This window comes from Erwinia sp. S38 (assembly GCF_016624545.1).
GTDB classification, from domain to species: domain Bacteria; phylum Pseudomonadota; class Gammaproteobacteria; order Enterobacterales; family Enterobacteriaceae; genus Erwinia; species Erwinia coffeiphila.
Genome location: NZ_JACVTS010000040.1, coordinates 1 through 24,799, shown reverse-complemented (window position 1 = coordinate 24,799; position 24,799 = coordinate 1). Strand labels below are relative to the sequence as shown.

The following is a 24,799-nucleotide window of genomic DNA, read 5'->3' as shown; positions in this document are numbered from 1 at the left end:
TGAACGGCCATCTTTAACTGTGGGCAGTTACACAGAATTATTTACAGGCTCCGTCAGCGCAGGCACCAGGGCAACTGGGCAACTGGTCAGCACATCAGCAAGCATGATCTCACCCCTCATTCACCGGCGACTGAATCCCAAACCGCTGCATCCGGCGATAAAGCGTCATACGACTGATCCCCATCTGCCGAGCCACCGCACTATGATTCCAGCGCGCCGCACGCAAATACTGCACCAGCAACTGCGCTTCAGGCGGTAAAGCCGCATCGGCAAAAGCGGCCTGCGTCGGCGCTAATGGCACAACGGCAGAATGCGACAAAGATTCAATATCGATATCACCAGAAGATTGAGACAACCCCGCCACCACCTGCAATGATGCTGCAGCGGTTGTCAGCCCCTCCGGCAAATCCCCGACCTCAATACGACCGCCGTCGCACACCGCTGCGGCATAATCCAGCGCGTTATTCAGCTCGCGTAAATTGCCGGGCCAGCTATGCGAATGCAGACGCCGGCGTGCAGCCGCGCTCATCTCTACCCTTCCCGCCAGCAGCTTATCAATCAGCCAGTCGAGATCGCTACGCTGGCGCAGCGGCGGCAGAGTGATGCGCGCCCCCTGTAAGCGGTAAAACAGATCGGTACGGAAACGCCCCTCGGCCACCAGCCGATCCAGCGCGTGATGCGAAGCCGAGATCACCCGCACATCCACCGGCACCGGCCGGGTTGCGCCCACCGGCAGCACCTCCTGCTCGGCCAGCACCCGCAGCAGGCGGGTCTGCATCTCCAGCGGCATATCACCGATTTCATCCAGGAACAGCGTACCGCCGTCGGCCTCCTGAATCAGACCGCGCCGCCCCTTGCTGCCCGCGCCGGAGAAGCTGCCAGGCAGATGACCAAACAGTTCGCTTTCAATCAGCGTTGGCGGAATAGCCGCACAGTTCACCGCCACAAACGGCCGCTCGCGGCGGTCGCTGGCCTGATGAAACGCGCGGGCGAAGTACTCTTTGCCACTGCCGGTTTCCCCGTGGATCACCAGATGCAACGAGGCCTGTAGCAACCGCGAGGCGCGCTGTAACTGCTGTTGCAGCACAGCATCACCGCCGTTGAGAGCCGCCAGCGGAGCGGGTATCGCATCCGGGTTGCTCGGGCGGCGCGGCGGGCAGCGGGTGGGCTGCACGGCGGTGACAAACAGCTTTTCACCACTGCGCGCGCGCTCCAGCGTGCCCTGCCGCCCGTTGGCACTGGCCAGCCAGTCCGGCAGGCTGTCAATCGAGGTGTTAAACAGCTGCTCGATCGGCATCCCCAGCAGCGTACTCTTGCTGTGCGGCGGCGGTGCGTCTATTCCCAGCTCTTTTTCCAGCATGCGCTGGGCGCGATGGTTATGCCCCACCACATTGCCGCAGGCATCGAACGCAATCAGGAAATCCGGGCTGACCTCGACAAACGGCGACGCCGGGCTGAGCTTCAGCACCCAGTCGTTGCGGTGGCGATGTTCAAACCAGGCATTCTCGATCTGATGGGCGTAAAGCTTGGCGATTTGCAGTGCCAGCTGCTGGCTGGATTTAGGCTGCGGCGAGCTGAGCGCCGAAATATCGAGGATCGCGTTCAACTGTCCCTGCGGATCGAACAGCGGTACGGCGGTGCAGGTCAGCGGAATATGGGTGGCATCAAAATGGTCAGCCTGATGCACGGTCAGCGCCTTGCCGGTCGCCAGCGCGGTGCCGACGGCGCAGGTTCCGGCACAGGCTTCGGTCCACTGCGCACCGAGGAACAGGCCCGCCCGCCGCAGGCTGATTTCCGCATCGGCATCCCCCAGATAATCGACGGTAACGCCGCGCGCGTCGGTCAGCAGCAGCACGTATCCCGCAGCGGCAATCTGCTTATACAGCACCGTCAGGCCGTGGTGGGCGATATGGCGAAACTCTTCCATTTCCTGACGATATTCCCGCAGCTCGTGCCACGGAAGAATACGCGCCTCCTGCATACGGCTGGGATCGAGCCCGTGATGTTCCACGCAGCGCTGCCAGGAGTCGCGGATCGCCCTGTCGTGCGGCCTGGCAGGCAACGACGTTGCGCTGTTGCTGATACTGGCCATCACCGTGGCAATATGTTCGCGCTGGCTCTGATTCACGGATGTTTCTCCTGTAGCGGCACAGACGGCCGGGGATAACCGCTGCTGAAGCGACCGATATCATACACTGAATTGCAGCGGCGATGCAGGCCCGGGGGCGGGCCAACCGTCACGGATAAGCAGTGATTTTTTATCAGATTAATGTCCGGGGAGAGTTTTTCACCGCATCAGGCGGCAATCTGTGATCGGCCGCAAAACGCAGCCGATTTATTTGCTCAAAAAGAGAGCTGATACGGGTTCTGTGCTGACTTCACGGCTGCTGACCGGAGAGACAGGCGTGCTGGCGATCGTCGGTAAACAGCGTCCAGTTCACCTGACTTGCGCCGATAACGAAAATCGCCGTCGCCAGGGTGTTTTCTTCATCCGGATCGGCCGGGTCCAGCCGCAGGATCGGCAGGTCAGCGTGCTGGTTGTCATTGAGGATGCTCAGGGCCTGGGCCGGGTTTAACGGCTGCTCTTCGCTTTCTGTCAGCCACTGCTGCAGGCGCTGCTGTCGACTGTCGGAGCTGCCTGTAATAGTCTGTGCCACCGCTGACATGTCCGGGTGGATCAGATGGTTCGCATGGCCGTAGCGACGAGGGTTGATCTGCACATGCTGCGCCGTGCCGGTAGCCTCCACGCTGACAATGCGCGCATCGCCGCACTGCGCCAGGCTGTGATGGAACGCCCCGCCGCGCGGCTGCGAAGTGAGGATCGTGACTGCTTCATCGATCGTGGCCGCATCCAGCGCCGCACGCGCCAGGATCTGCCGTGGTAACCCCAGCGGGCGTTCCGATGCGCGAATATTGTTTACCGTATTGACCAGCCCGCGCTCGTTAACCGCCACGGTATGCCCGCAGATTGAACCGGGATAGAAAAAGCTGGTAAACGCCAGCCCCTGTTGCGGCCGAACGGTGACGATACCGCAGTGTTCCCGCAGCTGCGGGAAACCGTCTTCGTTGTGCGCAATCAGCGCTTCGCCCGCGTAGGTAAAACCGGTTACGGTGGTGCAGCCGTCGGAGGTTGACGGCAGCAGGTCGCCGCGACAGTTCCAGGCAAACACCTCATCAAACGGTGCCTGCAAGCCGTCCGCCAGGCCGCGGAGTTCCTGCCACAGCAGAGGAAAACGCTGCTGCACCAGCTGCTGCATGGCCTGCACTCGATCGCTGTTTTTCAACGCGCTGGTGTGGCTCCACAGCGCGGTGGCACGCACTTCGCGCAGGTAAGCATCGCTGCCCAGCTCGCCAAGCCGATAGCCAATCTGATAGTTGTCGCCGCTAAGGGTGATATGTTTCATGCCGTTTTCTTTTATTGAGTGATACGTCAATCTACTGAATTCGGCTGAGCATACCAACCGCACTCGCAATAAAAAAGCCGCTGTCTGCAACACAGACAGCGGCTCGAACGTGCCGTACAGCGGCCCTTATGCTTCAGGGCAGCGGTTTACCAGCGGTAGTCAACCGAGGCGATAATCGTACGACCCACGCCGTAGAAGCAGGCATCTTCGCCGCTGCATGAGGAAACGTATTTCTTATCGCTGAGGTTCTGCACATTCAGCTGCAGGGTAGTACCACGCAGGGATGACGTTGCCTGACCGAGGTCATATTTCATCATTGCATCGTACAGCGTGTAGTGCGGAACATAGTATTCCCCGGTCGCATCACCCGGCGCGGTACCGATGTAGCGCACGCCGGTGCCCACGGTAAAGCCATTCAGCACGCCCTGCTGGAAGCTGTAGGTGCCCCAGGCAGACGCCGCATGGCGCGGGATCGCCGCCGGGCTGTGGCCGATTTCAGCGGCGGTTGGCGAGTCTTTCGTTTCCACATCGGTGTAGGAGTACGCCGCAGTCAGCGCAATTTCCGGCGTTGGCTGCGCGTGAACTTCCGCTTCCACGCCCTGAGACTTCACTTTACCTATCTGATCGTAGAAGAAGGTGGTGCGGTTAAACGAGGCCACGTTCTTCTGGGTGATATCGAACCAGGAAAGCGTCAGCAGGGTATTGCTGTCCGGGATCTGATACTTCACACCGACTTCGGTCTGTTTGCCGGTGGTTGGCTTCATCGCCGGGCTGCCCGGTTCGCCCTGATACAGCGTCGGTTCAAACGAGGTGCTGTAGCTGACGTACGGGGAAATACCGTTGTCGAAGGCGTACAGCAGGCCCGCGCGCCCGGTGAACTGATTGTCATTGTAGCTGACTTCAGAGCCGCCGGAGGTGTTGTCGCGCGTATTGACCTGCGACCAGTCGTGGCGGCCGGAAAGCAGCAGGTTCCAGTCGTTCCACTCCAGCTGGTCCTGTACGTAAACGCCCACCTGGTTCAGGGTTTTCTGATCGCTGGAGACCAGCGACAGCTTGCTGGCATCAATATCGGTATGGCTCGGGTTCGCCCAGTCGATCGGGTAGTCGCTGTTGCGGTCGCGATACATCTTCGAATTGATATGGCTGTAGCGGTAGTCCAGCCCGCCCAGTACGGTATGTTTCACCGCGCCGGTATCGAACACGCCTTTCAGCTGGTTATCCACGCCGAATTCGTTGGTCAGCTGCGATTCGTGCTGCGCCATGCGAGTCAGAGTATGGTCGTTCGCCGGGGCAACGACGTTGTACACCAGATACTTGTAATCTTCATCACGGTGGGTGAAGCGCAGATTCTGGGTGAACGACACCGCATCGTTGAAGTTATGGTCGAGGTTATAGCCGATGGAGGCCTGTTCGCGCTTCGACTTATCGTAGTTCGATTCGCTGACGTTGAAGTCGTAAGGCACGTAGCCAACGCTGGTGGAGTACAGCGTACCCGCGCGCGGCAGGAAGTTACGCGAACCGGCTTTCGGATCGTTCTGGTAGCTGGTTAACAGCGTGAAGCTGGTGTCTTCGTTTGGCAGCCAGGTCAGCGCCGGGGCAATGGCCACGCGCTCCTGCTTATTGTCCTTCACGAATTCGTGTTTGGTGCTGCCGATGCCGTTCAGACGATAGAACAGCGTGTTGTCGTCGTTCAGCTTGCCGCCGAAGTCAAACGCCGCTTCCGCCAGGTGGCGGTTACCGCTGCTCAACTTAACTTCGCGGATCTCCTGCGCGGTCGGGCGCTTGCTGGTCATCACCACCACGCCGCCGGGGCTGACCTGGCCGTACAGCACGCCTGCCGGTCCGTGAACCATCTCCACGCGCTCCAGCAGCCACGGGTCAAACTGCCCCGCTCCGCCGTTCTGGCTGGAAAGCCCGAAGTGCAGACCGTCCAGCAGCTTCGGCGCGTAGCGGAAGCCACGGCTGATCACTTCGTCATTACGGTTGGAGTTACCGCGGTAGGTCGTTACCACACCGCTGGTGTAGGCCAACGCATCAGCAACCGAGGCCGGTTCCTGCTGGTCCATCTGATCGCGGGTGACGACTGAGATTGACTGCGGAGTTTTGCGCAGCGGGGTATCGGTTTTGGTTCCGGCGGTGCTCTCTTTTGCCACCACGCCTTTTAATGGCGCCGTTACGCTCTCCTGAGCCTGGGCCGTCACGGTCAGCGTATTTTCCGCGGCGGTCGCGGCGTGGGCCATCGGCACCACCAGCAGGCTGGAGGCGAGTAAAAAACGCATTGTGTGTTTATCGGAACGTACTGCAAAGCCTGGTCTTGCTTGTTTTTTTACGGTACTGAACATATCTCTTCATCCATTCAGGAACTGCTTGCCAAAAAAACACCAGTCCGGCCAGGAACTTATCGTTAAAAAAAGTATCCCGACCGCTATCACAGATCTCATCAGCCGTATTCGGCTGTGGTTCTTGTTATGGCGATGGCACGAAAACCTTACTGCATATCGAGTTAGCGATTTCCATGCAAAAGCTGAGGTGCATATTATTGCAAATGGAAATAATTCTCAATGCCATTATCATTTGCAGCAATTATGGCCAAATCGCGCAGGAAACGATCAAAAATAAATCCGGCAGTAAAAAAAATGCCACCCGAATGGGTGGCAAAGGGATGATTAAAGAGTCCGCTGGCGAAGGCTCAGCAAGGCTGAGCGTCCGCCGGATATTTCCCGGACATTTCGCGGAAAACTGGCCGGAAACGTTGACGGAAATGTGTCCGGCACATTAGCGGAGCGACTGCGTGGTGTGCTTACCAGCGGTAGTTCACCGAGGCCACCACGGTACGGTCTGTACCGTAGAAGCAGGCTTCGGTATTGCTGCACGAGGCAACATAGCGTTCGTCGGTCAGGTTCTGCACGTTCAGCTGTACGGTGGTGCCTTCCAGCGAAGAAACGGCGTGGCCCAGCTCGTACTTCACCATCGCATCGTACAGGGTGTAGTGCGGTACTTCGTCGGTGCCGGTTGAGTCCGCAGGTGCATCACCCACGTAACGCACGCCCGCACCGACGGTGAAGCCGCTCAGCGGACCGTTCAGGAAGCTGTAGCTGCCCCAGGCCGATGCCGCGTGGCGCGGAATACTGGCCGGCGTATGGCCCAGCTGCGAAGCGGTATAGGTTTCTTTGGTCACCGCATCGGTGTAGGTATAGGCGGCAATCAGCTTCACTTCCGGGATCGGCTGCGCGTGAATTTCCGTTTCCACACCCTGCGAATTCACCTTACCGATCTGCTCGTTGTAGCCGGTGGTGCTGTTATAGGAGGTGATGTTCTTCTGATTGATGTCGAACCAGGAAACGGTCATCACCGTATCGCTGCCGACCGGCTGGAACTTCAGCCCGACTTCCGTCTGTTCGCCGGTGGTCGGCTTAAACGGATCGGTCCCCGGCGCGCCGGTGCTCAGGTTCGGTTCAAACGAGGTGCTGTAGCTGATATACGGCGACAGGCCGTTATCAAAGGCGTACAGCAGGCCCGCGCGGCCGGTCAGCTTACTGTCGTTCTGGGTGACGTCCGATCCGCTGATGCGGTTGATGGTGCGGGTCTGCGACCAGTCGTTACGGCCGGACAGCACCAGGTTCCAGTTATCCCACTCCAGCTGGTCCTGCAGGTACAGCCCAACCTGGTGCAGTTGCTTAACGCTGCTGGTGGTCAGCGCAATATCGGCGCTGTTCACCTCAACGCTGGTCGGGTTGGCCCAGTCAAGCTGGTACTTATCAGACGTATGGCGCGACAGCGTGCTGGCCACGCGGCTCCAGCGGTAATCCAGGCCGCCGAGCACGGTATGGCTGATTTCGCCGGTATCGAACACACCTTTCAGGTGGTTATCCACGCCGAACTCGTTGGTCATCGCCGTTTCCTGCTGCGGACGACGATTGATGGTGTGGTCGTTGACGCTGGAACTGGTGGTGTAGACCATATATTTATAGTCTTCATCGCGGTGGGTATAGCGCAGGTTCTGCTGGAAGGAGAGCGCTTCGTTGAAGTTGTGATCCAGCTCGTAACCAATGGAGGCCTGCTCACGCTTGTTGCCGTAGAAGCTCTGATCGTTGATGTTGAAATCATACGGCAGGTAGCCGACGCTCGTATTTTTCAGCGTCCCCGCCATCGGCAGGAAGTTGCGCGACCCGGCCTTTGGATCGTTCTGGTAGCTGGTCAGCAGGGTGAAGCTGGTATCGGCATTCGGCAGCCAGGTGATCGCCGGTGCAATCGCCCAGCGCTGCTGTTTATTGTGCTTCACCGTTTCATTTTTGGTGCTGGCGATGCCGTTCAGGCGGTAGAACAGCGTGTTGTCATCGTTCAGCTTACCGCCGAAATCAAATGCCGCTTCGCCCAGGTGATGGTTACCGGTGCTGAGCTTCACTTCGTGAATGCTTTCCGCCGTCGGGCGCTTGCTGGTCATCATCAGCAGGCCGCCTGGGCTGACCTGGCCGTACAGCACGCCCGCCGGGCCGTGGACCATCTCAACGCGCTCTAACAGCCACGGGTCGATCTGCCCTGCTCCACCGCTGGAGCTGGAAAGGCCGGAGTGCAGCCCGTCCAGCAGCTTCGGCGCATAGCGGAAGCCGCGGCTGATCACTTCGTCGTTGCGGTTAGAGTTACCGCGATAGTTAGTCACCACGCCGCTGGTGTAGCTCAGCGCATCGGCCACCGACTCAAACGCCTGGTCGTCCATCTGCTCGCGGGTGACCACAGAAATCGATTGCGGCGTTTTACGCAAAGGCGTGCCGGTTTTGGTCCCGGCGGCGCTCTCTTTCGCCACTACGCCTTTCAGGGGGGATGTGACGCTTTCACGGTTCTCTGCGGTCACCGTAATGGTGTCCTCTGCGGCGGCATGGGCCAGCGGCAGCATTAACAGAGAAGAAGCCAGTAAAATACGCATGGAAGGTTTTTCAGAGTGTATTGCCAGGCCTGGTCCTGCCTGCTTTATAATCTTTTTAAACATGTTCAGTTCTCTCGTCCGGAACAACTTTTCAGGGGAATCCCCATAAAGCCGCGGCTGTCAGCAAAATTGATAAGCGCGACGAAGAAAGAAAGCCCGTTTGCCACTGCGACTGACGGTACTTTTCCACACTCCTTCCAGGAGAAAACCGTTATCTCTACGTAACTTACCGTCATCCCCTGGAAAGTTGGGCGGCATATTATTGCAAATGCAAATTGTTCTCAATAATATTTGCATTAGCGTTGTTTAATCTAAGCGTACTTAGAAAGATGAACTTTAAGTAACATAATGTAACCAAAGGAAAACATCCGTGACGAAAAAGATGTGGCCACGCCCCTCACGCCAGCCGTACGGAAGTGCAGCAGCATTGCTAGCAATGGAAAACGTTGGCGAAGAGGCCTGGTGGCAGGAGCTGGCGCATATCGGTACGCCGCTGGTGGAAGCGTATTCCGCTGAGCGGGTCAAAATGAGCTACTTCTGGCGCGATCCCGCCGGTGATGAATCGCAGTCTCCGGTGCGTCAGGTATATGCCGATATTAACTGCGTCACCGACCACCACAGCCCGCAGCCGCAGAGCCTGCATCGCGTGCCGGGCACCGATGTCTGGCACTGGTCAACCGAGATCGATCCGCAGTGGCGCGGCAGCTACAGCCTGATCCCGGTGGGTGCCGCGCAGCTGCCTCCCGCGTTCAGTAGCGATGCGGAAACCCGCGCCCGCCAGCAGCGCGAGTGGTGGATATCGCTGTTCCCCTTTGCCATTTCCGATCCGCTGAACCACAGCGCACCGCACTTTAACAGCCGCCATCATCCCCTCTCCGCCGCCCATATGCCGGGTGCGCCGGATCAGTCTTCATGGCATCTGCTGGACTCCGGCCATACGCCGCTGGCGGACGCCGGTCGCCTGCAACAGTTCACCTGGCAAAGCGATCTGCTGGGCAATGAACGCCGCATCTGGCTTTACACCACCGGGCAGACCGCCACGCCGGAAACCCGCCCGCTGGTGATCGTCCTCGACGGCCAGAACTGGGCGGAAGGCAGCCCGCTGTTCAGCGCGCTGGACAGCGAAACCGAGAGCAATCATTTCCCGGCGGCGGCCTGGCTGTTTATTGACGTCATTAATATGGAATGGCGCGAGAAAGAGCTGCCGTGCAACCCCGCCTTCTGGCAGGCAGTAGAAGAAGAACTGCTGCCGCTGGCGCGCGGCCGAACGCCGTTCAGCGAAGAGGCCGATCGCACCGTGGTCACCGGCCAGAGCTACGGCGGGCTGGCGGCGACCTATGCCGGGCTGCACCGCCCGCACCGCTTTGGCCGCGTGCTCAGCCAGTCCGGATCGTTCTGGTGGCCGAATATGCAGCTGATCCGCAACTTTGGCGAGCTGAAGCAGCGTGAAATGGGCTGGCTGACCGCGCAGCTGATTCAGCGCGATCTTCCCGCCAGTCGACTGACCATCTTTATGGAAGCCGGCAACCGCGAAGGCGATATGGCCCCGCTCAGCGAGCAGATGCACGAAGCGCTGGTTGCCGCCGGGCACAAAACCTTCTTCCGCATATTCTCCGGCGGCCACGATTCGCTGTGCTGGCGCGGCGGGCTGATTGACGGCCTGCGCTGGCTGCTGGCCGATTTCGCCGATCCTCAACACCCTGCAGAAACAGGAACCCACCATGACTGAACAACAGAACCCGTTTGACGATGAAAGCCTGAGTTTTCTGGTGCTGCTGAATGCGCAGCAGCAGTACAGCCTGTGGCCCGCCTTTGCCGACGTGCCGCCCGGCTGGCAGACCGTGACCGGGCCGGACAGCCGCGCCGACTGCATCAGCTATATCGAAGCGCACTGGCAGGATATGCGCCCGGCGGCGCTGAAACAGGCAGGCTGATCGGGCCTGCACGCCGCGTTCCACCCTTTTTTTTGTTTTGCTGACAGGAATCGTCACCGTGTCCGAGACTCATATTGCCCCCGTAGTACTGGCAGACTTTGCCGATTATCCGCTGGTCGCCGCGCAGCCGGGGATCTGGATTGCCGACCAGATCGCCCACCGCAGCAACACCTTCACCGTCGCGCACTACAGTGAACTGCATGGTGAGATCGATCGCCACGCGCTGGATCGCGCCATCCGCCAGACGATGGCAGAGGCCGATACCGTGCAGGCCCGTTTTGGCCTGGCGGCGGACGGCACGCCGGTGCAAACCCTGCCACTGCGCAGTACCGCGCAGCAGGTGCAGCCGGTTGAGTGGGTAGACTTCAGCCAGCACGCCGATCCGCGCCAGGCGGCGCAGGCGCTGATGCAGGACGATCTGGCCGCTGACCTCGCCGCCGACGGCGAGCGTCCGCTGTACCGGCAGGTGATGATGCGCATCGGAGACGGCGGCTGGCTGTGGTATCAGCGCTATCACCATCTGCTGGTGGACGGGTTCAGCTTTGAGGCGCTCACACGGCGCGTGGCCGAGATTTACCGCGCGCTGCGGGCACAGGAAACGCCTGCGGCCTCGCCGTTTATTCCCTTCGGCGAGGTGGTCGCCGAATACCTCGACTACCCGCACTCTCCGGCGTATGAGCGCTCGGCGCTGTTCTGGCAGCAGCACTGCGCCGATTTCCCGGCGGCGATAACCCTGTCAAACGAGTCGTTCAGCGGTGCCGACGCTTCCGGCCCGCTGAAACAGCCGGTCACCCTACCCGCCGACCTGTTTACCGCCTTCAGTCAGCAACCGCAGACCGCCAGCCTGACGCCCGCCGAGCTGACCAGTGCGCTGCTGGTCAGCTGGCTGGCGCGCATCAGCGGGGAATATCACCTCAGCGTTGGCTTCCCGTTTATGCGCCGCATGGGCTCTGCCGCCCTTGCCGCCACCGGGCCGGTGGTCAACGTGCTGCCGCTGCTGCTGAATCTGCGGCCGGAGATGACGCTGGCGGATGTCAGCCTCGCTATGCAGGGGGAAATTAAACAGGTTCGCCGCCACCAGCGCTATGAAGCCGAGCAGCTGCGCCGCGATCTGGGCCTGGTGGGCAGCAGCAAGCCGCTGTACGGCCCGGTGATCAACCTGAAGGTGTATCACGATTCGCTGAGCTTTGACGGCATTGCGGCCGTCAGCCACACGCTGGCAATGGGGCCGGTGGACGATATCGAATTGGAAGTCGGCTTCCAGCAGGGCGAACTGCAGCTGACGCTGGTCGCCAGCGCGGAGAAATATGACCGCCAGATGCTGCAATGGCATGCCGAGCGTATCGCCCACGTTGCCCGCCAGCTGGCTGAAAACCCCGCGTTGCCGCTGGCCGCGCTGTCGCTTATCGGTGAGCGCGAGCAGCAGCAGATTGACGGCTGGTCACGCGGCATCCGCGTTGCGCCGCAGCCCGGCGAAGTGTCGATCCTCGCGATGCTGCAAAAACGCGTGGCGCAGCAGCCCGATGCGGTTGCCGTCACCTGCGGCGCGGTCAGCCTGACCTACGGTGAACTCTCCGCCCGCGCCATGCAGCTGGCGCGCGAGCTGATTGCCCGCGGCCTGGGGGCGGAAGACGTGGTGGCGATCGGCATTCCTCGCTCCGTTGACTCGCTGGTGGCGATCTTCGGCGTGCTGGCCAGCGGCGCGGCCTATATGCCGCTGGACCTCGACTATCCGCGCGACCGCCTGACGCTGATGTGCGACGATGCCCAACCGAAGCTGCTGTTAACCCACACCGGCACCCTGGCGCAGATGCCGCCGCTGCCCCACCTCTGCATCGACGATATCGATCTGCTGGCGGCCTGCGCAGCGCAACCGGGCGAGGCGGTCCGCGACGACGAACGCCGTGAAGCCCAGCGCGGCGAGCATCTGGCCTATATGATTTACACCTCAGGATCCACCGGGCGGCCAAAAGGGGTGATGAGCACCCATCAGGGGCTGCTCAACCTGTTCCTGTCACACCAGAGCAACCTGTTTGGCCCGGCGATCGACAAGTTCCACCGCACCCAGCCGCGCCGCATGCGCGCCGGGCACACCGCTTCGTTCTCGTTTGACTCCTCGTGGGAGCCGGTTTTCTGCATGATCATGGGCTGCGAGCTGGCGATCTTCGACGAAGAGCTGCGCCGCGATGCCTGGGCGCTGCTGGAAAAAATGAAGCAGGTGCCGGTGGATCTGCTGGATATCACCCCGTCCTTCTTCAGCCAGATGATCGACAGCGGGCTGTTTGAGCCGGAAAGCCATCGCCCGGCGTTTGTGATGATCGGCGGTGAGGCGGCTACCCCAACGCTGTGGAAACTGATGCAGCAGCACCCGGAAGTCGAGATCCACAACTACTACGGCCCCTCCGAATACACCATTGATACGCTGGGTGCCAGCGTGATGGCCTCCGGTCAGCCGGTGATTGGCCGCCCGGTAGGCAATACCCGCGTCTGGCTACTGGATAACCAGCTGCGCCAGGTGCCGGTCGGCAGCGTGGGCGAGCTGTACATTTCCGGCACCGGCATCGCCCGTGGCTACCTGCGCCGCCCGGATCTGACCGCCGCCCGCTTCGTGGCTAACCCGTTCCTCGACGGCGAGGTGATGTACCGCAGCGGCGATCTGATGCGCTGGCGCAGCGACGGCCAGCTGGCGTTTATTGGCCGCGTCGATCACCAGATCAAGGTGCGCGGCTTCCGCGTGGAGCTGGGCGAAGTAGAAAACGCGCTGGTGGCGCTGGCCGAAGTCAGCACCGCCGTGGTGATCGCCCAGCCTATCGGGGCCACCCATCGCCTGATCGGCTACTGCTCGGTACAGGACGACAGTCTGCGCGCCGATGAAAATCTCTCCGCGCACCTGCTGGCACAGCTGGCGGTAACGCTGCCGGACTATATGGTCCCGGCGGTGCTGGTGGTGATGGCCGACCTGCCGCTCAACGTTAACGGGAAGATCGACCGCCAGGCGCTGCCTGCCCCGCAGCAGGCGGTGTTTAAACCGGGTCGTGAGCCGCAGACCGAACAGGAAACGCTGATCTGCCAGGCCGTGGCTGAACTGCTGGGGATGGAGCGCACCGGGGCCGATGATGATTTCTTCTCGCTCGGCGGCGACAGTATTTCCGCGATGGGGCTGAGCACCGCCGCGCGCCGTGCCGGATATCTGCTGCGCCCGCGCGATATCTTCGCCCAGCGCACCGCCGCCCGCATGGCGCACAGCATGGAGCCGCTGTCGACCGTGGTGAAAGCGCAGCGCGTGGCGCAGCAGGGCGTGATTGACGGCCTGCCGATCCTGCACACCTTTGCCGCGCACGGCGGCATCAATCAGCGCTTTGCCCACGGCGTGTGGCTACAGGTGCCTGCGGAGCTTCAGCCGCAGCAGCTGGAGCAGGCGCTGCGTGCGCTGGCCGGGGCGCATCCCGCGCTCGCTGCCTTTACCCGCGACGAAAAGCTGGTGGTCGGTGAACCGCAGCCCGCCGGTTCCAGCGGCTGGGTGCAGACCGCGCCGATCTATCAGGCGGTGGAAGCCTGCGCGGAAGATGCCTATGCCGATGCCGTTCAGCGCCTCGATCCGGCCAGCGGCGTGATGATGCAGGCCGTGCTGCTACAGCATCATCAGCAGACCTTCGGGCTGGTGCTGGTGATCCACCACCTGGTGGTCGATGGCGTGTCGTGGCGCGTACTGCTCGACGAGCTGCGCCAGGCCGCTGAGGCGGTAATGGCCGGTCAGCAACCGCAGCTGACAGCGGAAGAGACCTCGCTGCACGACTGGTCCGCCGTTCTGAAGAGCACCACCCCGGCACGCGCCGCCGAACTGCCGTTCTGGCAGAGCATGCTGCAATCGCCGGTGCCGCTGCTCGGCCAGCGCGCGCTGACCGCCCGCGATCGCCACGGCGAGCTGAAGGAGAAACGCACCCTGCTCAGTGCCAGCCAGACGCGGGCGCTGCTGACCACGCTGCCGCAGCAGTATCGCGCCAGCACCGAAGAGATGCTGCTCTCCGCGCTGTCGCTGGCGCTGATTGGCTGCTTTGAGGCCAGCGAGCTGCGCTACACGCTGGAATCGCACGGCCGCGCGGAGCTGGAAGGCGACAGCGATCTGGCCCGCACCGTCGGCTGGCTGACCGCCGAATATCCGCTGCTGATCTCGCTGAACGAAGGCGACACCGGCAATTTGCGCGATGCCGTTCGCTCGGTGAAAAGCGTAATGCGTGCAGTGAAGGATCGCGGTATCGGCTTCGGGCAGCTGTGCTGGCTGAGCGACGATTATGGCCCGCAGCTGCGTGAACGGGCACAGCGGCACGCGCCGGAAGTGCTGTTTAACTATCTTGGCCGCTTCAGCAGCGGCAGCGCGCTGTGGACCCCGCAGCGCACCCGCCAGCGCTTCCGCGACGCCTTTGCCGTCTGGCAGGACCCGCAGATGCCGCAGCTTCACGCGCTGGAGGTCAATATCTTCGTTGATGAGCAGTCTGCCGAACCGCAGCTGGCGATCAACTGGGGCTGGCTGCGCGAGGTCTTCAGCGAGCAGGATATCGACGCCCTGCACCGCGCCATCGCCGATGCCGCCGATGCGCTGGGCCGCTTTGCCAGCCGCTATCCGCAGCAGGCAGCCGATACGCTGGTGGCGGCCGAAGTGGCGCTGGACGGCGTCGACCAGCCGGATGTGCTGGCGCTGGCAAAACGACACGGCCCGCTGGCGGCGATCCTGCCGCTGCTGCCGCTGCAAAAAGGGCTGCTGTTCCACGCCCAGACCGCCGGTAACAGCGGCAGCTACAACTCGCTGACCCGGCTGACCTTCAGCGGCCCGCTGGATGAAGATCGCCTGCGCGCGGCGCTGAACGCCGTGGTGCGCCATCATCCGCAGCTGGCGGCGCGCTTCGACAGCGAGCTGGCCCTTCAACCGCTACAGCTGATCCCGGTGATTGAACCGCAGCAGGGCTGCTGGCAGCTGGACAGCCAGCAGCTGCCGGAGATGACGCCGGAAGAGGAAGACGCCGCGCTGCTGGCGCTGGAGAAAATCGAGCTGGCGCGCGATCTGTTCAGCCAGCCCGCCATGCTGCACGCGGTGCTGGTGCGCCACGGCGATACGCCGCGATCCACCCTGCTGCTGAACGCGCATCACCTGGTGGTGGACGGCTGGTCCACGCCGGTGATTCTGACCGATCTGCTGACCGCGCTGTATCACGGGCCGCAGGCGCTGACGCCGCACCGGGCCAGCTATGCCGACATCGTCCGGCAGCTGGCCGCGCGGGATGCCGACGCATCGCGCCAGATCTGGCAGTCGGTTTTACAGGACGTACGCCCCACCCTGCTGTTCGGCGCTGACGCCCCTGCGGGCGAGGTACACGAGCGGCGGCTGCTGCTGAAGCCCGAACTGGAACAGAACCTGCTGGCGCTGTGCCGCCAGCGCGGCCTGACGCTGAACAGCGTGATGCAGGGGATCTGGGGCATGCTGCTGGCTATTGAAAGCGGGCATCAGGACGTGGTGTTTGGCTCCCCGGTCTCCGGCCGCTTTGGTCAGATTGAAGGCCAGCAGCAGCACGTCGGCCTGTTCAGCAACACCCTGCCGGTACGCATGCAATTCGACGCGCAGCGCCCGCTGCTGGCCCAGCTGGCCGACCATCAGGCGCAGCAGATCCAGCTGATTGAGCACGACGATCTCGGTCTGGGCGAACTACAGCAGCTGGCGGGCAGCGGAACGCTGTTCGATACCCTGCTGGTGGTGGAAAACTACCCGGATAACGGCGATCTGCACCGCCCACATGAGGGACTGCGCTGCGAGGCCATTGGCAACCGGGGCTACACCCACTATCCGCTGACGCTGCTGGTGCTGCCGGGCGAACGCTTACAGCTGCTGATGGAGTATCGCGATGCGGTCAGCCATCCGCAGCGCCTGGCCGATCGCCTGCTGATGCTGATTGAACAGCTTGTCGCCGAGCCGGATCGCCCGCTGGCACGCTGGGCGCTGCAAACGCCGGATGAACAGGCGCTGATAGCGAAGATCAACGATACCGCGCATCCGCTTGCCAACGATACCCTCCAGCAGGCCATTGCACGCCAGGTTGCCCGCACGCCGGACGCGCTGGCGCTGCTGGACGTTGAGCATCGTCTGACTTATCGCCAGATGAATGTGCAGGCACGACTGCTGGCGGATCGCCTGATTGCGGCAGGCGTTAAGCCGGGTGATGTGGTCGCCGTGGCGCTCCCGCGCTCGGTGCGCCTGAGCCTGGCGCTGACCGCGATTGTGCAGGTCGGCGCGGCCTGGCTGCCGCTGGATACCGGCTACCCGGACGATCGCCTGAGCTATATGGTGGAAGATGCCCGTCCGGCGTTAACCATTACCGAAAGCGCGCTGGCATCCCGCTTTGCCGCACTGGGCACGCTGCTGACCTTCGACCGGCTGGCCGACGAGGCCGAACCGCAGTATTCACTGCCCGCGGCACGCGCGGACAGCCCGGCCTACGTGCTGTATACCTCCGGCTCTACCGGGCGGCCGAAAGGCGTGGTGGTCGGGCATCAGGCGATCGTTAACCGCCTGTGGTGGATGCAGGATGCTTACCCGCTGGCGGCGGATGACGTGGTGCTACAGAAAACGCCGTGCAGCTTTGACGTGTCGGTGTGGGAGTTCTTCTGGCCGCTGATGACCGGGGCGCAGCTGCTGATGGCACCGCCGGATGCGCATCGCGACCCGGACGCGCTGACCCGCTTAATCAACGATTACGGCGTCACCACCCTGCACTTCGTGCCGTCCATGCTGGCCGCCTGGACCGCGACGCTGGAAAGCGGTACGGATGCCCCGCACTGCCGCACGCTGCGCCGGGTATTTTGCAGCGGCGAGGCGCTCTCCTGCGATCTGGCGAACGACTATCAGTCACGGGTTGCCGCACCGCTGCACAATCTGTACGGCCCGACCGAAGCCGCCGTCGATGTCAGCTGGTATCCGGCTTCCGGCGATGCGCTAGCCGCCTGTCAGGGGGCCGGGGTACCGATCGGCTATCCGGTATGGAACACCGAGCTGCGTATCCTCGATACCCTGCTGCGGCCGGTGCCGGTGGGCGTGGCGGGCGATCTCTACCTGAGTGGCGTACAGCTGGCCGACGGCTACCTGCACCGCGCCGATCTCACCGCCCAGCGCTTTGTCGCCGATCCGTTTGCCGCAGGTGAACGCATGTACCGCACCGGCGATATCGCCCGCTGGCTGGATAACGGCGCGGTGGAATACCTTGGCCGCAGCGACGATCAGCTGAAGATCCGCGGCCAGCGCATCGAGCTGGGTGAAATCGAGCAGGCACTGCTGGCCCTGCCTGGCGTGGCGCAGGCGGTGGTTGCCGCGCGCGAGCTTGGCGGACAGAGCACCGGCGGTGCCGATGCAAGACAGCTGGTGGCCTGGCTGATTGCCGAGCCCGGCGCGCAGCAGGACAGCGAGCGGCTGCATCAGCAGCTGGCGGAGCGACTGCCCGCGCATATGCTGCCGGTCAGCTATGTGTTTACCGATAGCTTCCCGCTCAGCGCCAACGGCAAGCTGGACCGCAAGGCCCTGCCGCTGCCGCAGGCCCCACGAACCGGCGGACGGCTGCCGGAAACGGAGCACGAGCGTCTTCTCGCCGATCTGTTCGCCCGTCTGCTGGATCGCGATGAAATTCATGCCGATGATGACTTCTTCGCGCTCGGCGGCCACTCGCTGCTGGCAATGCGCCTGGCGGCGGAGCTGAAACGCCGCACCCGCAGCCCGCTGTCGATCGGTCAGATTATGGCCGCCCGCAGCGTGGAGAAGATGGCGCGACTGCTGGACGACGGCAGTGCGGACGGTGCGGAAAGCCGCGCCAACGGCGAATGCCTGCCGTTCCGCAGCGGCAGCGGTCCGGCGCTGTTCTGCATCCACCCCGCTTCCGGCTTCGCCTGGCAGTATGCGGGGATGATGCGCTACATCGACGGCGACTTCCCGATTGTCGGCCTGCAGTCGCCGCGCCCGGACGGAGTGATTGCGAACTGCGACAGCATTGATGAGATGTGCGAGCGCCATCTTGCGACGATCCGCAGCGTGCAGCCGCAGGGGCCGTACCATCTACTCGGCTACTCGCTGGGCGGCACCCTCGCCCACGGCATGGCGGCGCGCCTGCAACAGCAGGGCGAAGAGGTCGCGTTCCTCGGCCTGCTGGATACCTACCCGCCGGAAGGCCAGGACTGGACGCCGCCGTCGGAAGAGGAAACCCGGGCGGAAGTGGCGCGGGAGGAGGCTGAGTTTATGGCCGCCAACATCGACGACAGCGACCCGCTGTTACAGGCGGAGAAAGCGGTGATGTTCCGCAGCATCGTAGCGAACTACCGCGATGCGGTACTACGACTGTCCGCGGCCACCAGCGATCGGTTCGACGGCGAAGCCACACTGTTCGTCGCCAGCAAAACGCTGCCGGAAGGCATGGACGTGGCGGCCTGCTGGGCACCGTACCTGCGCGAGCTGGCGATCCACCGCCTGCCCTGCGAGCATATGGATATTCTGTCGCCGGAGTCTCTGGTGGAGCTTGGTCCACTGCTGAATTCGGTGATTGCTGCGCGTAGGAATTTGGGGTGAAAGGCTGGTTTAAGGCTGAATGAGGTTTGTTTGAAGAGGTTTGTTTGAATCTCATTGAAGTTATTTAAACCTGAAAAATCCACGCGGTTGCGTGGATTTTTTATTTGTGGGGACAGATTACCTATGTTCAGCAAGGTAGGTCATGTATGCATCAACTCAACGATTCCGGGGAACTGTGGTTCCATTTTGCGAAAGGTTACGCAGTTCTCTTATCCTAATTCCCTGACGCTTAAATGATGTTGTATGTTGCCGAAAGAGCGACTCAATCTTCATTTTCCTACAATCCATTTTCAGAAATTTTGCAGAAAGGTGAGAGCTGAGCCGAAAATCAATACACAACGCACGCAATCATGTTGTAAATAATGTGTATGGTGTGTATTTTTAGAAAATCAGTGAGCGAGTGGAACGCCTTGAAGAGTTCGGAACTGATAAAACTGTTAAAAGATCATGGATGGTCACGGGTAAGGATAACTGGCAGTCATCACACCTTTAAACATCCAGATTCAGCTAACTTAGTCACTGTCCCCCATCCTAATAAAGACCTGAAAATCGGCACCGTCCGACAGGTACTGAAAAAAGCGGGGATTGAATGACTTGGTTTAAAATTTCAAACGATAAATGGGAACAGAAAATGCTATACCCGGCATTTATAGAAATTGATACTGACGGTACGGCAAGCGGGTGGTTTCCCGATGTTGACGGCTGTATTTTCGCCGGCAAAGATATCGATGAAGCCTATGCGGATGCAGCAAGCGCAATTCGAGCGCACTTCGAAGCGCTGGTAGAAAATGAGTTGAAAATCCCCGCTCCTAAACCGATGCAAGAGCATATTATCGCTAACGCAGCCGAATATACCGGCGGTCAGTGGGCGGTGATTAATGTCAACATGGATCAGTTCGATGGCCGTGCGGAGCGAATTAACATTACTCTGCCCCATCGTTTACTGCATCAGATCGATCGGGCGGTTATGAACACACCGGAGTACGGCAGCCGAAGTGCGTTTATTGCAGCGGCTACACGCAATGAGCTGCGTAGGGTCAGCTAACCGTCCCCCGCAGAAAAAAGCAATCCGATCTCCCCGGCACCCCGCCGGGGATTCCCTCTATTAACTGCGCAGTAGATTTACTCCCCTGCCACCCGTGCCTGATGATAGCGCCCGCAGGGAACAATCATCGGCGTATGCGACACAGGATCGTCGATAATCACGCTCTCCATGCCGAACACCTGCTGCACCAGATCGCTGCTGATAATCTCGGCGGGTTCGCCCTGGGCGATAATCTCCCCCTGCTTCATCACGATCAGATGATCGGCGTAGCGGCAGGCCTGGTTCAGGTCGTGCAGCACCGCAACCATGGTGTGGCCGTGCTCCTGATTGAGCTGGCGGAACAGATCCAGCAGCTCAATCTGGTGGGCGATATCCAGCCAGGTGGTCGGTTCGTCCAGCAGTAATAGCGGCGTTTGCTGGGCCAGCACCATCGCCACCCATACCCGCTGGCGCTGACCGCCGGAAAGCTCATCAACGCTGCGCTGCGCCAGCTCGCTGACGTTGGTTGCCTGCATGGCGGCATCCACCGCCTGACGGTCCGCTTCGCTCCACTGTTTTAGCAGGGTCTGATGCGGGTAGCGCCCGCGCGCCACCAGATCGGCTACGCTGATCCCTTCCGGCACAATCGCGTGCTGCGGCAGCAGGCCCAGCTGCCGCGCCAGCGCTTTGGTGCCCATCTGATGGATATCACTGCCGTCGAGCAGCACCTGACCGCTGCGCGGCTTCAGCAGGCGGCACAGCGCCCGCAGCAGGGTCGACTTTCCGCAGGCGTTTGGGCCGATAATTACCGTAAATTTGCGATCCGGTATCTGCACGCTGAGCTGGCTGGCAATCACCTTTTGATCGTAGGCCAGCGTTAAGTCGGCCGCCGCAAGGCGGGAGGATAAAAGCGTATCGGTCATGAGCGACGAGATTCCCTGATAAGTAGCCAGATCAGATACAGGCCGCCGATGCTGACGGTAACGGCACCGACCGGCAGTTGTATCCCGTTAAAGGCGTGCTGGGCGATAACATCGGCCAGCAGCAGCAGCACCGCACCGGTGGTCGCGGCGGAAAACAGCGGCATCGCGCTGGCGGCCGTCATGCGGCGGGCAATCTGCGGTGCCGCCAGTGCGATAAAAGCAATCGGCCCGGCGGTCGCGGTGGCGACGGCGGTAAGAATAATCCCGCCAAGCATCAGCCAAAGACGGCTTGATTCGGCGTTGATGCCCAGCGCGCGGGCGCTGTCGTCGCCCATTTCCATCAGCTGCAGGCGGCGGCCCAGCAGCAGCGTGGCGACAATCGTCAGCGGCACCAGCACCAGCGCGGGCTGGCCTTTACTCCAGGTAATACCGTTGAGCGAACCGGCTCCCCACAGGGCGGCGCTCATCGCACTTTCCAGCGAGGCGCTGATAATCAGCCAGCTGTTCAGCGCCGACAGCACCGCGCCAATGCCGATACCGACGATAATCAGCCGGAAGCCGACAATCCCCTGCCGCCAGGCCAGCAGATAAACCAGCGCGGCGGCGGCGATCCCTCCGAGCAGCGCGCCACAGGCAATCTGGTAGTAGCTGCCGTTAAGCAGAATGATAACAATCAGCGCACCGGTGAACGCACCGGCGTTGAAGCCGACCACGTCCGGGCTGCCGAGCGGGTTGCGGATGGCGGACTGGAAGATGGCACCGCTGACGCCCAGCCCGGCACCGAGCACCAGCGCCATCACCACACGCGGCGCGCGCCACTGGTTAACCACGGTCTGGAATCCGGCCGGACCGTCGCCGAGCAGCGCCTGCCACACCTGGCCGGGGGAAATCCGCAGCGTGCCGTAGCAGAGCGCAAACAGCGCCAGCACCGTCGCCAGCAGCAGCAGCGCCACATTGACCCACAGTACGCGGGCGCTGAGCCGCAGGTTTATCCAGCCGCTGGCGCGGCCAATCAGTAGCGTTCGGGAGTGCATATCGCGGTCCTTAATTCTTACGCTGGCGAACGAGCCAGATCAGCACCGGGGCACCAATCAGCGCGGTAACGATCGATACCCGCAGCTCGCCCTGCACCATCAGTCTGCCCGCAATATCCGCCGTCAGCAGCAGGATCGGGGCCATTAAAAAGGAGTAAATCAGTATCCAGCGCTGGTCCGATCCCACCCACCATCGGGCCACGTGCGGCACCATCAGCCCGACAAAGCCGATCGGGCCGACCAGCGCGGTGGCCGATCCGCAGAGCAGCATCACCGCCAGCAGCGACAGCAGGCGAATGGCAACCACTTTAGTGCCCAGCGCCGCCGCCAGATCTTCCCCCATACTGAGGTTGTTCAGCGAACGCGATGCCACCAGCGCCAGCGCGGCACCGCCGAGAATGGCGGGCGCGACCACCGCCAGGTTATGCAGATCGCGGATGTCCAGCGTACCGGCCTGCCAGAAGCGCATCTGGTCGAAGGTTTGCGGGTTCAGTAAGGAAAGCGAGGAAGTAAAGCCACCGAGCACCGCGCTGAGCGCCACGCCCGCCAGTGTCAGGCGGATCGGATTCACCCGGCCACCGCTCAGGGTGCCAATCAGCCAGACGGCAATGCTGGCCGCCAGCGCGCCGCCCCAGGCAAAGCCCAGCCAGCCCGCCATGCTGTTCACCCCGAACAGGGTAATGCCGACGGCCATGGCAAAGCTGGCACCGGAGTTCACGCCGAGGATGCCGGGGTCGGCCAGCGGGTTGCGGGTCAGCGCCTGTATCACCGCGCCCGCTCCGCCGAGCGCCAGCCCGACCAGCAGCCCGGCGAGGGTGCGCGGCAGGCGGGCGTTAAAGATAATCGTGCTGTCCGGCCCCTGCATCTGGCCAAACAGGCTCTGCCAGACCACCGAGGGGGCGATCGATCGCGCGCCAATCATCAGGCTGGCAAGGGAAATCAGCAGCAGCAATGCCAGGCAGATTGCCACACCGCTCAGGCGGGCAGCATAGCGCGCATCCACCGGCTGCGGCGGCGTGGCGGGCTGAGAACGGTGGAGCGACATCCCTGACAATCCTCTCTTAATTTTCGAAATGAATATGATTATTATTATCATTAATGTTATTAACTAATTATGTTACCATGCTGCCCGCCAGAAAAAAATCGGCATCCATCGCGCCTGAACGGACGGAGGCCATCCTCCCATCAGGTAATGGCTCATTTCGAACCTCATGGACACTATGGCTAAGTCATCTATTCTCCTCGATTTCAGTTTGCTCAAGCACAACGCTCACTTCCGCGCCATTTTCTGCGCCCGTATGCTCTCCGTTTTCTCGCTGGGTATGCTGGCGGTGGGCGTACCGATTCAGATCCAGGCCATGACCGGCTCCACCCTGCTGGTGGGCGTGGCGGTGGCGCTGGACGGCGTGGGCATGTTTATTGGCTTAATGCTCGGCGGCATTCTGGCCGACCGGCTGGACCGCCGTAAGCTGATTTTGTTTGCGCGCGGCACCTGCGGGCTGGGCTTCGTGGCGCTGAGCCTGAATGCCTTCAGCCCGGCCCCCTCGCTGTGGGCGCTGTATGTGCTGGCGGCGTGGGACGGATTTTTCGGCGCGCTGGGCATGACCGCGCTGATGGCGGTGATCCCGCTGCTGGTGGGACGCGAAAACCTCGGCGCAGCCGGGGCGTTGAGCATGATCACCGTGCGTCTGGGGGCGATTCTCTCCCCGGCGATTGGCGGGGTGATTATCGTCGCCGGTGGCGTGGGCTGGGCGTTTGCCGTGGCGGCCATCGGCACGCTGGCGACCCTGATCCCGCTGGTGCGCCTGCCGCAGATGAAGCCGGAGCCGAGCGAGCCAGAGCATCCCCTGCGCGCGCTGGTCAGCGGCGTGCAGTTTGTCTGTCGGCAGAAGGTGGTGGGTTCCGTAGTGCTGCTGGGCCTGCTGATCAGCATCGTCGGCGCGGTGCGGGTACTGTTCCCGGCGCTGGCGGAGAGCTACCAGGCGGATGCCTCGGCGATTGGTTTGATGTATTCGGCGGTGCCGCTGGGCGCGATGATCGGCGCACTGACCAGCGGCTGGGTGCCGCGCAGCGCGCGCCCCGGGCTGGTAATGCTGGTGAGCGCCACCTGCGCTTTCGCCGCGATTGCCTCGCTGGGGCTGTACGGCCATATGCTGCCTGCCCTGCTGGCGCTGGTGGTTTACGGTTACTGCAATGCGATTGCTTCGCTGCTGCAATATATGCTGATTCAGCATCATACGCCGGACGCGCTGCTGGGCCGGGTTAACAGTCTGGGGACGGCGCAGGACGTGTGCGGAGATTCGATCGGTGCGCTGGGTCTGGGCCTGCTGGGTCGGGTGCTGGCACCGTTGATGAGCGTGTTTGCGTTTGGCGCAGCGGCGGCGGGCGTGGCGCTGTTGCTGGCGGCGTCGGTTAAGACGCTGCGGCGGTGTTCGTTGAGCGGGCCGGAGGAAGCGGAATCCTGCGAGAAGTCGGAACCGTTGACTGAGCAGTAACTCAAATTGAGATGGTGCCCGGACCGTTCTATTCATGCATCGGTGTCGCTTCAGGTTCTGTGATCGGGCGACCGCGATGGGGAATAACGCCGGGACGCCGTTAACACGTCCGTGTGGGCTTAGCTGCGGCCTCCCTGCCGCAGATACCCGGCTTATCTTCCCCACCACGTTCACCCTTCAGGCTTTCGAGTCGCTGTTTTAAAATCTGGTGCAATTTCCAACCTTCAACGCCGATTTGAGGATCTAAGTCATGATCCTCAGCCCATATTTTGAAGAAGTGAAGAAGTGAAGAAGTGAAGAAGTGTGGATATATGAACCTGAAAACCAGCATTTTCCAGAAAGAAGAATTTTCGCCACCCGCGACACCTAAGTTAACGGGCAATCGGTGCAGGCCGGGTTCACGGACCGTCGGGCGCAGGGATGCGCCCCTCGAGGGGTCCCGGATGGATTAACCCCGCGTGCGTG

At 61.9% G+C, this 24,799-nt stretch carries 13 protein-coding genes; 6 read left to right on the top strand and 7 right to left on the bottom strand.

Annotated features, from left to right (window positions below; all coding sequences use genetic code 11):
- Window positions 1-109 precede the first annotated feature (109 nt).
- From IBT46_RS26135 to IBT46_RS26120, 4 genes are all read right to left on the bottom strand, one after another.
- Window positions 110-2,128 carry a sigma-54-dependent Fis family transcriptional regulator gene (locus IBT46_RS26135; RefSeq protein WP_200548025.1) on the bottom strand — a complete coding sequence of 673 codons (2,019 nt, stop codon included), beginning with the start codon at window positions 2,126-2,128 and terminating at the stop codon, window positions 110-112.
- 250 nt (window positions 2,129-2,378) lie between these two features.
- On the bottom strand, window positions 2,379-3,404 hold the full coding sequence (locus tag IBT46_RS26130) for a C45 family peptidase (protein ID WP_200548024.1): 1,026 nt from the start codon (window positions 3,402-3,404) through the stop codon (window positions 2,379-2,381).
- A gap of 146 nt (window positions 3,405-3,550) precedes the next feature.
- The gene (locus tag IBT46_RS26125) at window positions 3,551-5,746 is read right to left on the bottom strand and encodes a TonB-dependent siderophore receptor (protein WP_200548023.1); all 2,196 of its coding nucleotides are present in this window, start codon (window positions 5,744-5,746) and stop codon (window positions 3,551-3,553) included.
- Between the two features lie 458 nt (window positions 5,747-6,204).
- Entirely contained in the window at window positions 6,205-8,328 is a 2,124-nt protein-coding gene (locus IBT46_RS26120; protein WP_234480307.1) for a TonB-dependent siderophore receptor, read from the bottom strand.
- A 370-nt stretch (window positions 8,329-8,698) separates the two neighbouring features.
- Between IBT46_RS26120 and fes the strand changes: the two genes are divergently transcribed.
- The 5 genes from fes (at window position 8,699) to IBT46_RS26095 (ending at window position 19,903) form a co-directional block, all read left to right on the top strand.
- The gene (fes, locus tag IBT46_RS26115) at window positions 8,699-10,057 is read left to right on the top strand and encodes an enterochelin esterase (RefSeq protein WP_370569540.1); all 1,359 of its coding nucleotides are present in this window, start codon (window positions 8,699-8,701) and stop codon (window positions 10,055-10,057) included.
- Window positions 10,050-10,262: an MbtH family protein gene (locus IBT46_RS26110; RefSeq protein ID WP_200548021.1), complete on the top strand. Its 213-nt coding sequence runs from the start codon at window positions 10,050-10,052 to the stop codon at window positions 10,260-10,262. Before fes ends, IBT46_RS26110 begins: the two co-directional genes overlap by 8 nt.
- Window positions 10,263-10,320: 58 nt before the next feature.
- The gene (locus tag IBT46_RS26105) at window positions 10,321-18,858 is read left to right on the top strand and encodes a non-ribosomal peptide synthetase (RefSeq protein ID WP_200548020.1); all 8,538 of its coding nucleotides are present in this window, start codon (window positions 10,321-10,323) and stop codon (window positions 18,856-18,858) included.
- A gap of 362 nt (window positions 18,859-19,220) precedes the next feature.
- A complete protein-coding gene (locus IBT46_RS26100; protein WP_370569539.1) occupies window positions 19,221-19,451 on the top strand; it encodes a type II toxin-antitoxin system HicA family toxin in 231 nt (76 codons plus the stop codon).
- Between the two features lie 38 nt (window positions 19,452-19,489).
- Window positions 19,490-19,903 (top strand): type II toxin-antitoxin system HicB family antitoxin, encoded by a 414-nt coding sequence (locus IBT46_RS26095; protein ID WP_200548026.1) that lies wholly within the window; start codon window positions 19,490-19,492, stop codon window positions 19,901-19,903.
- A gap of 77 nt (window positions 19,904-19,980) precedes the next feature.
- Here the strand turns inward: IBT46_RS26095 and IBT46_RS26090 are convergent, their stop codons facing one another.
- The 3 genes from IBT46_RS26090 to fepD are packed head-to-tail and all read right to left on the bottom strand — an operon-like array spanning window position 19,981 to window position 22,884.
- Window positions 19,981-20,805 carry an ABC transporter ATP-binding protein gene (locus IBT46_RS26090; protein WP_123328892.1) on the bottom strand — a complete coding sequence of 275 codons (825 nt, stop codon included), beginning with the start codon at window positions 20,803-20,805 and terminating at the stop codon, window positions 19,981-19,983.
- The gene (gene fepG / locus IBT46_RS26085; protein ID WP_200548019.1) at window positions 20,802-21,839 is read right to left on the bottom strand and encodes an iron-enterobactin ABC transporter permease; all 1,038 of its coding nucleotides are present in this window, start codon (window positions 21,837-21,839) and stop codon (window positions 20,802-20,804) included. The genes IBT46_RS26090 and fepG overlap by 4 nt, the downstream gene beginning before the upstream one ends.
- Before the next feature lie 10 nt (window positions 21,840-21,849).
- A complete protein-coding gene (fepD, locus tag IBT46_RS26080; RefSeq protein WP_200548018.1) occupies window positions 21,850-22,884 on the bottom strand; it encodes a Fe(3+)-siderophore ABC transporter permease in 1,035 nt (344 codons plus the stop codon).
- 175 nt (window positions 22,885-23,059) lie between these two features.
- Between fepD and entS the strand changes: the two genes are divergently transcribed.
- Complete coding sequence (entS, locus tag IBT46_RS26075; protein ID WP_200548017.1) at window positions 23,060-24,334, top strand: enterobactin transporter EntS; 1,275 nt, start codon at window positions 23,060-23,062, stop codon at window positions 24,332-24,334.
- Window positions 24,335-24,799 lie beyond the last annotated feature (465 nt).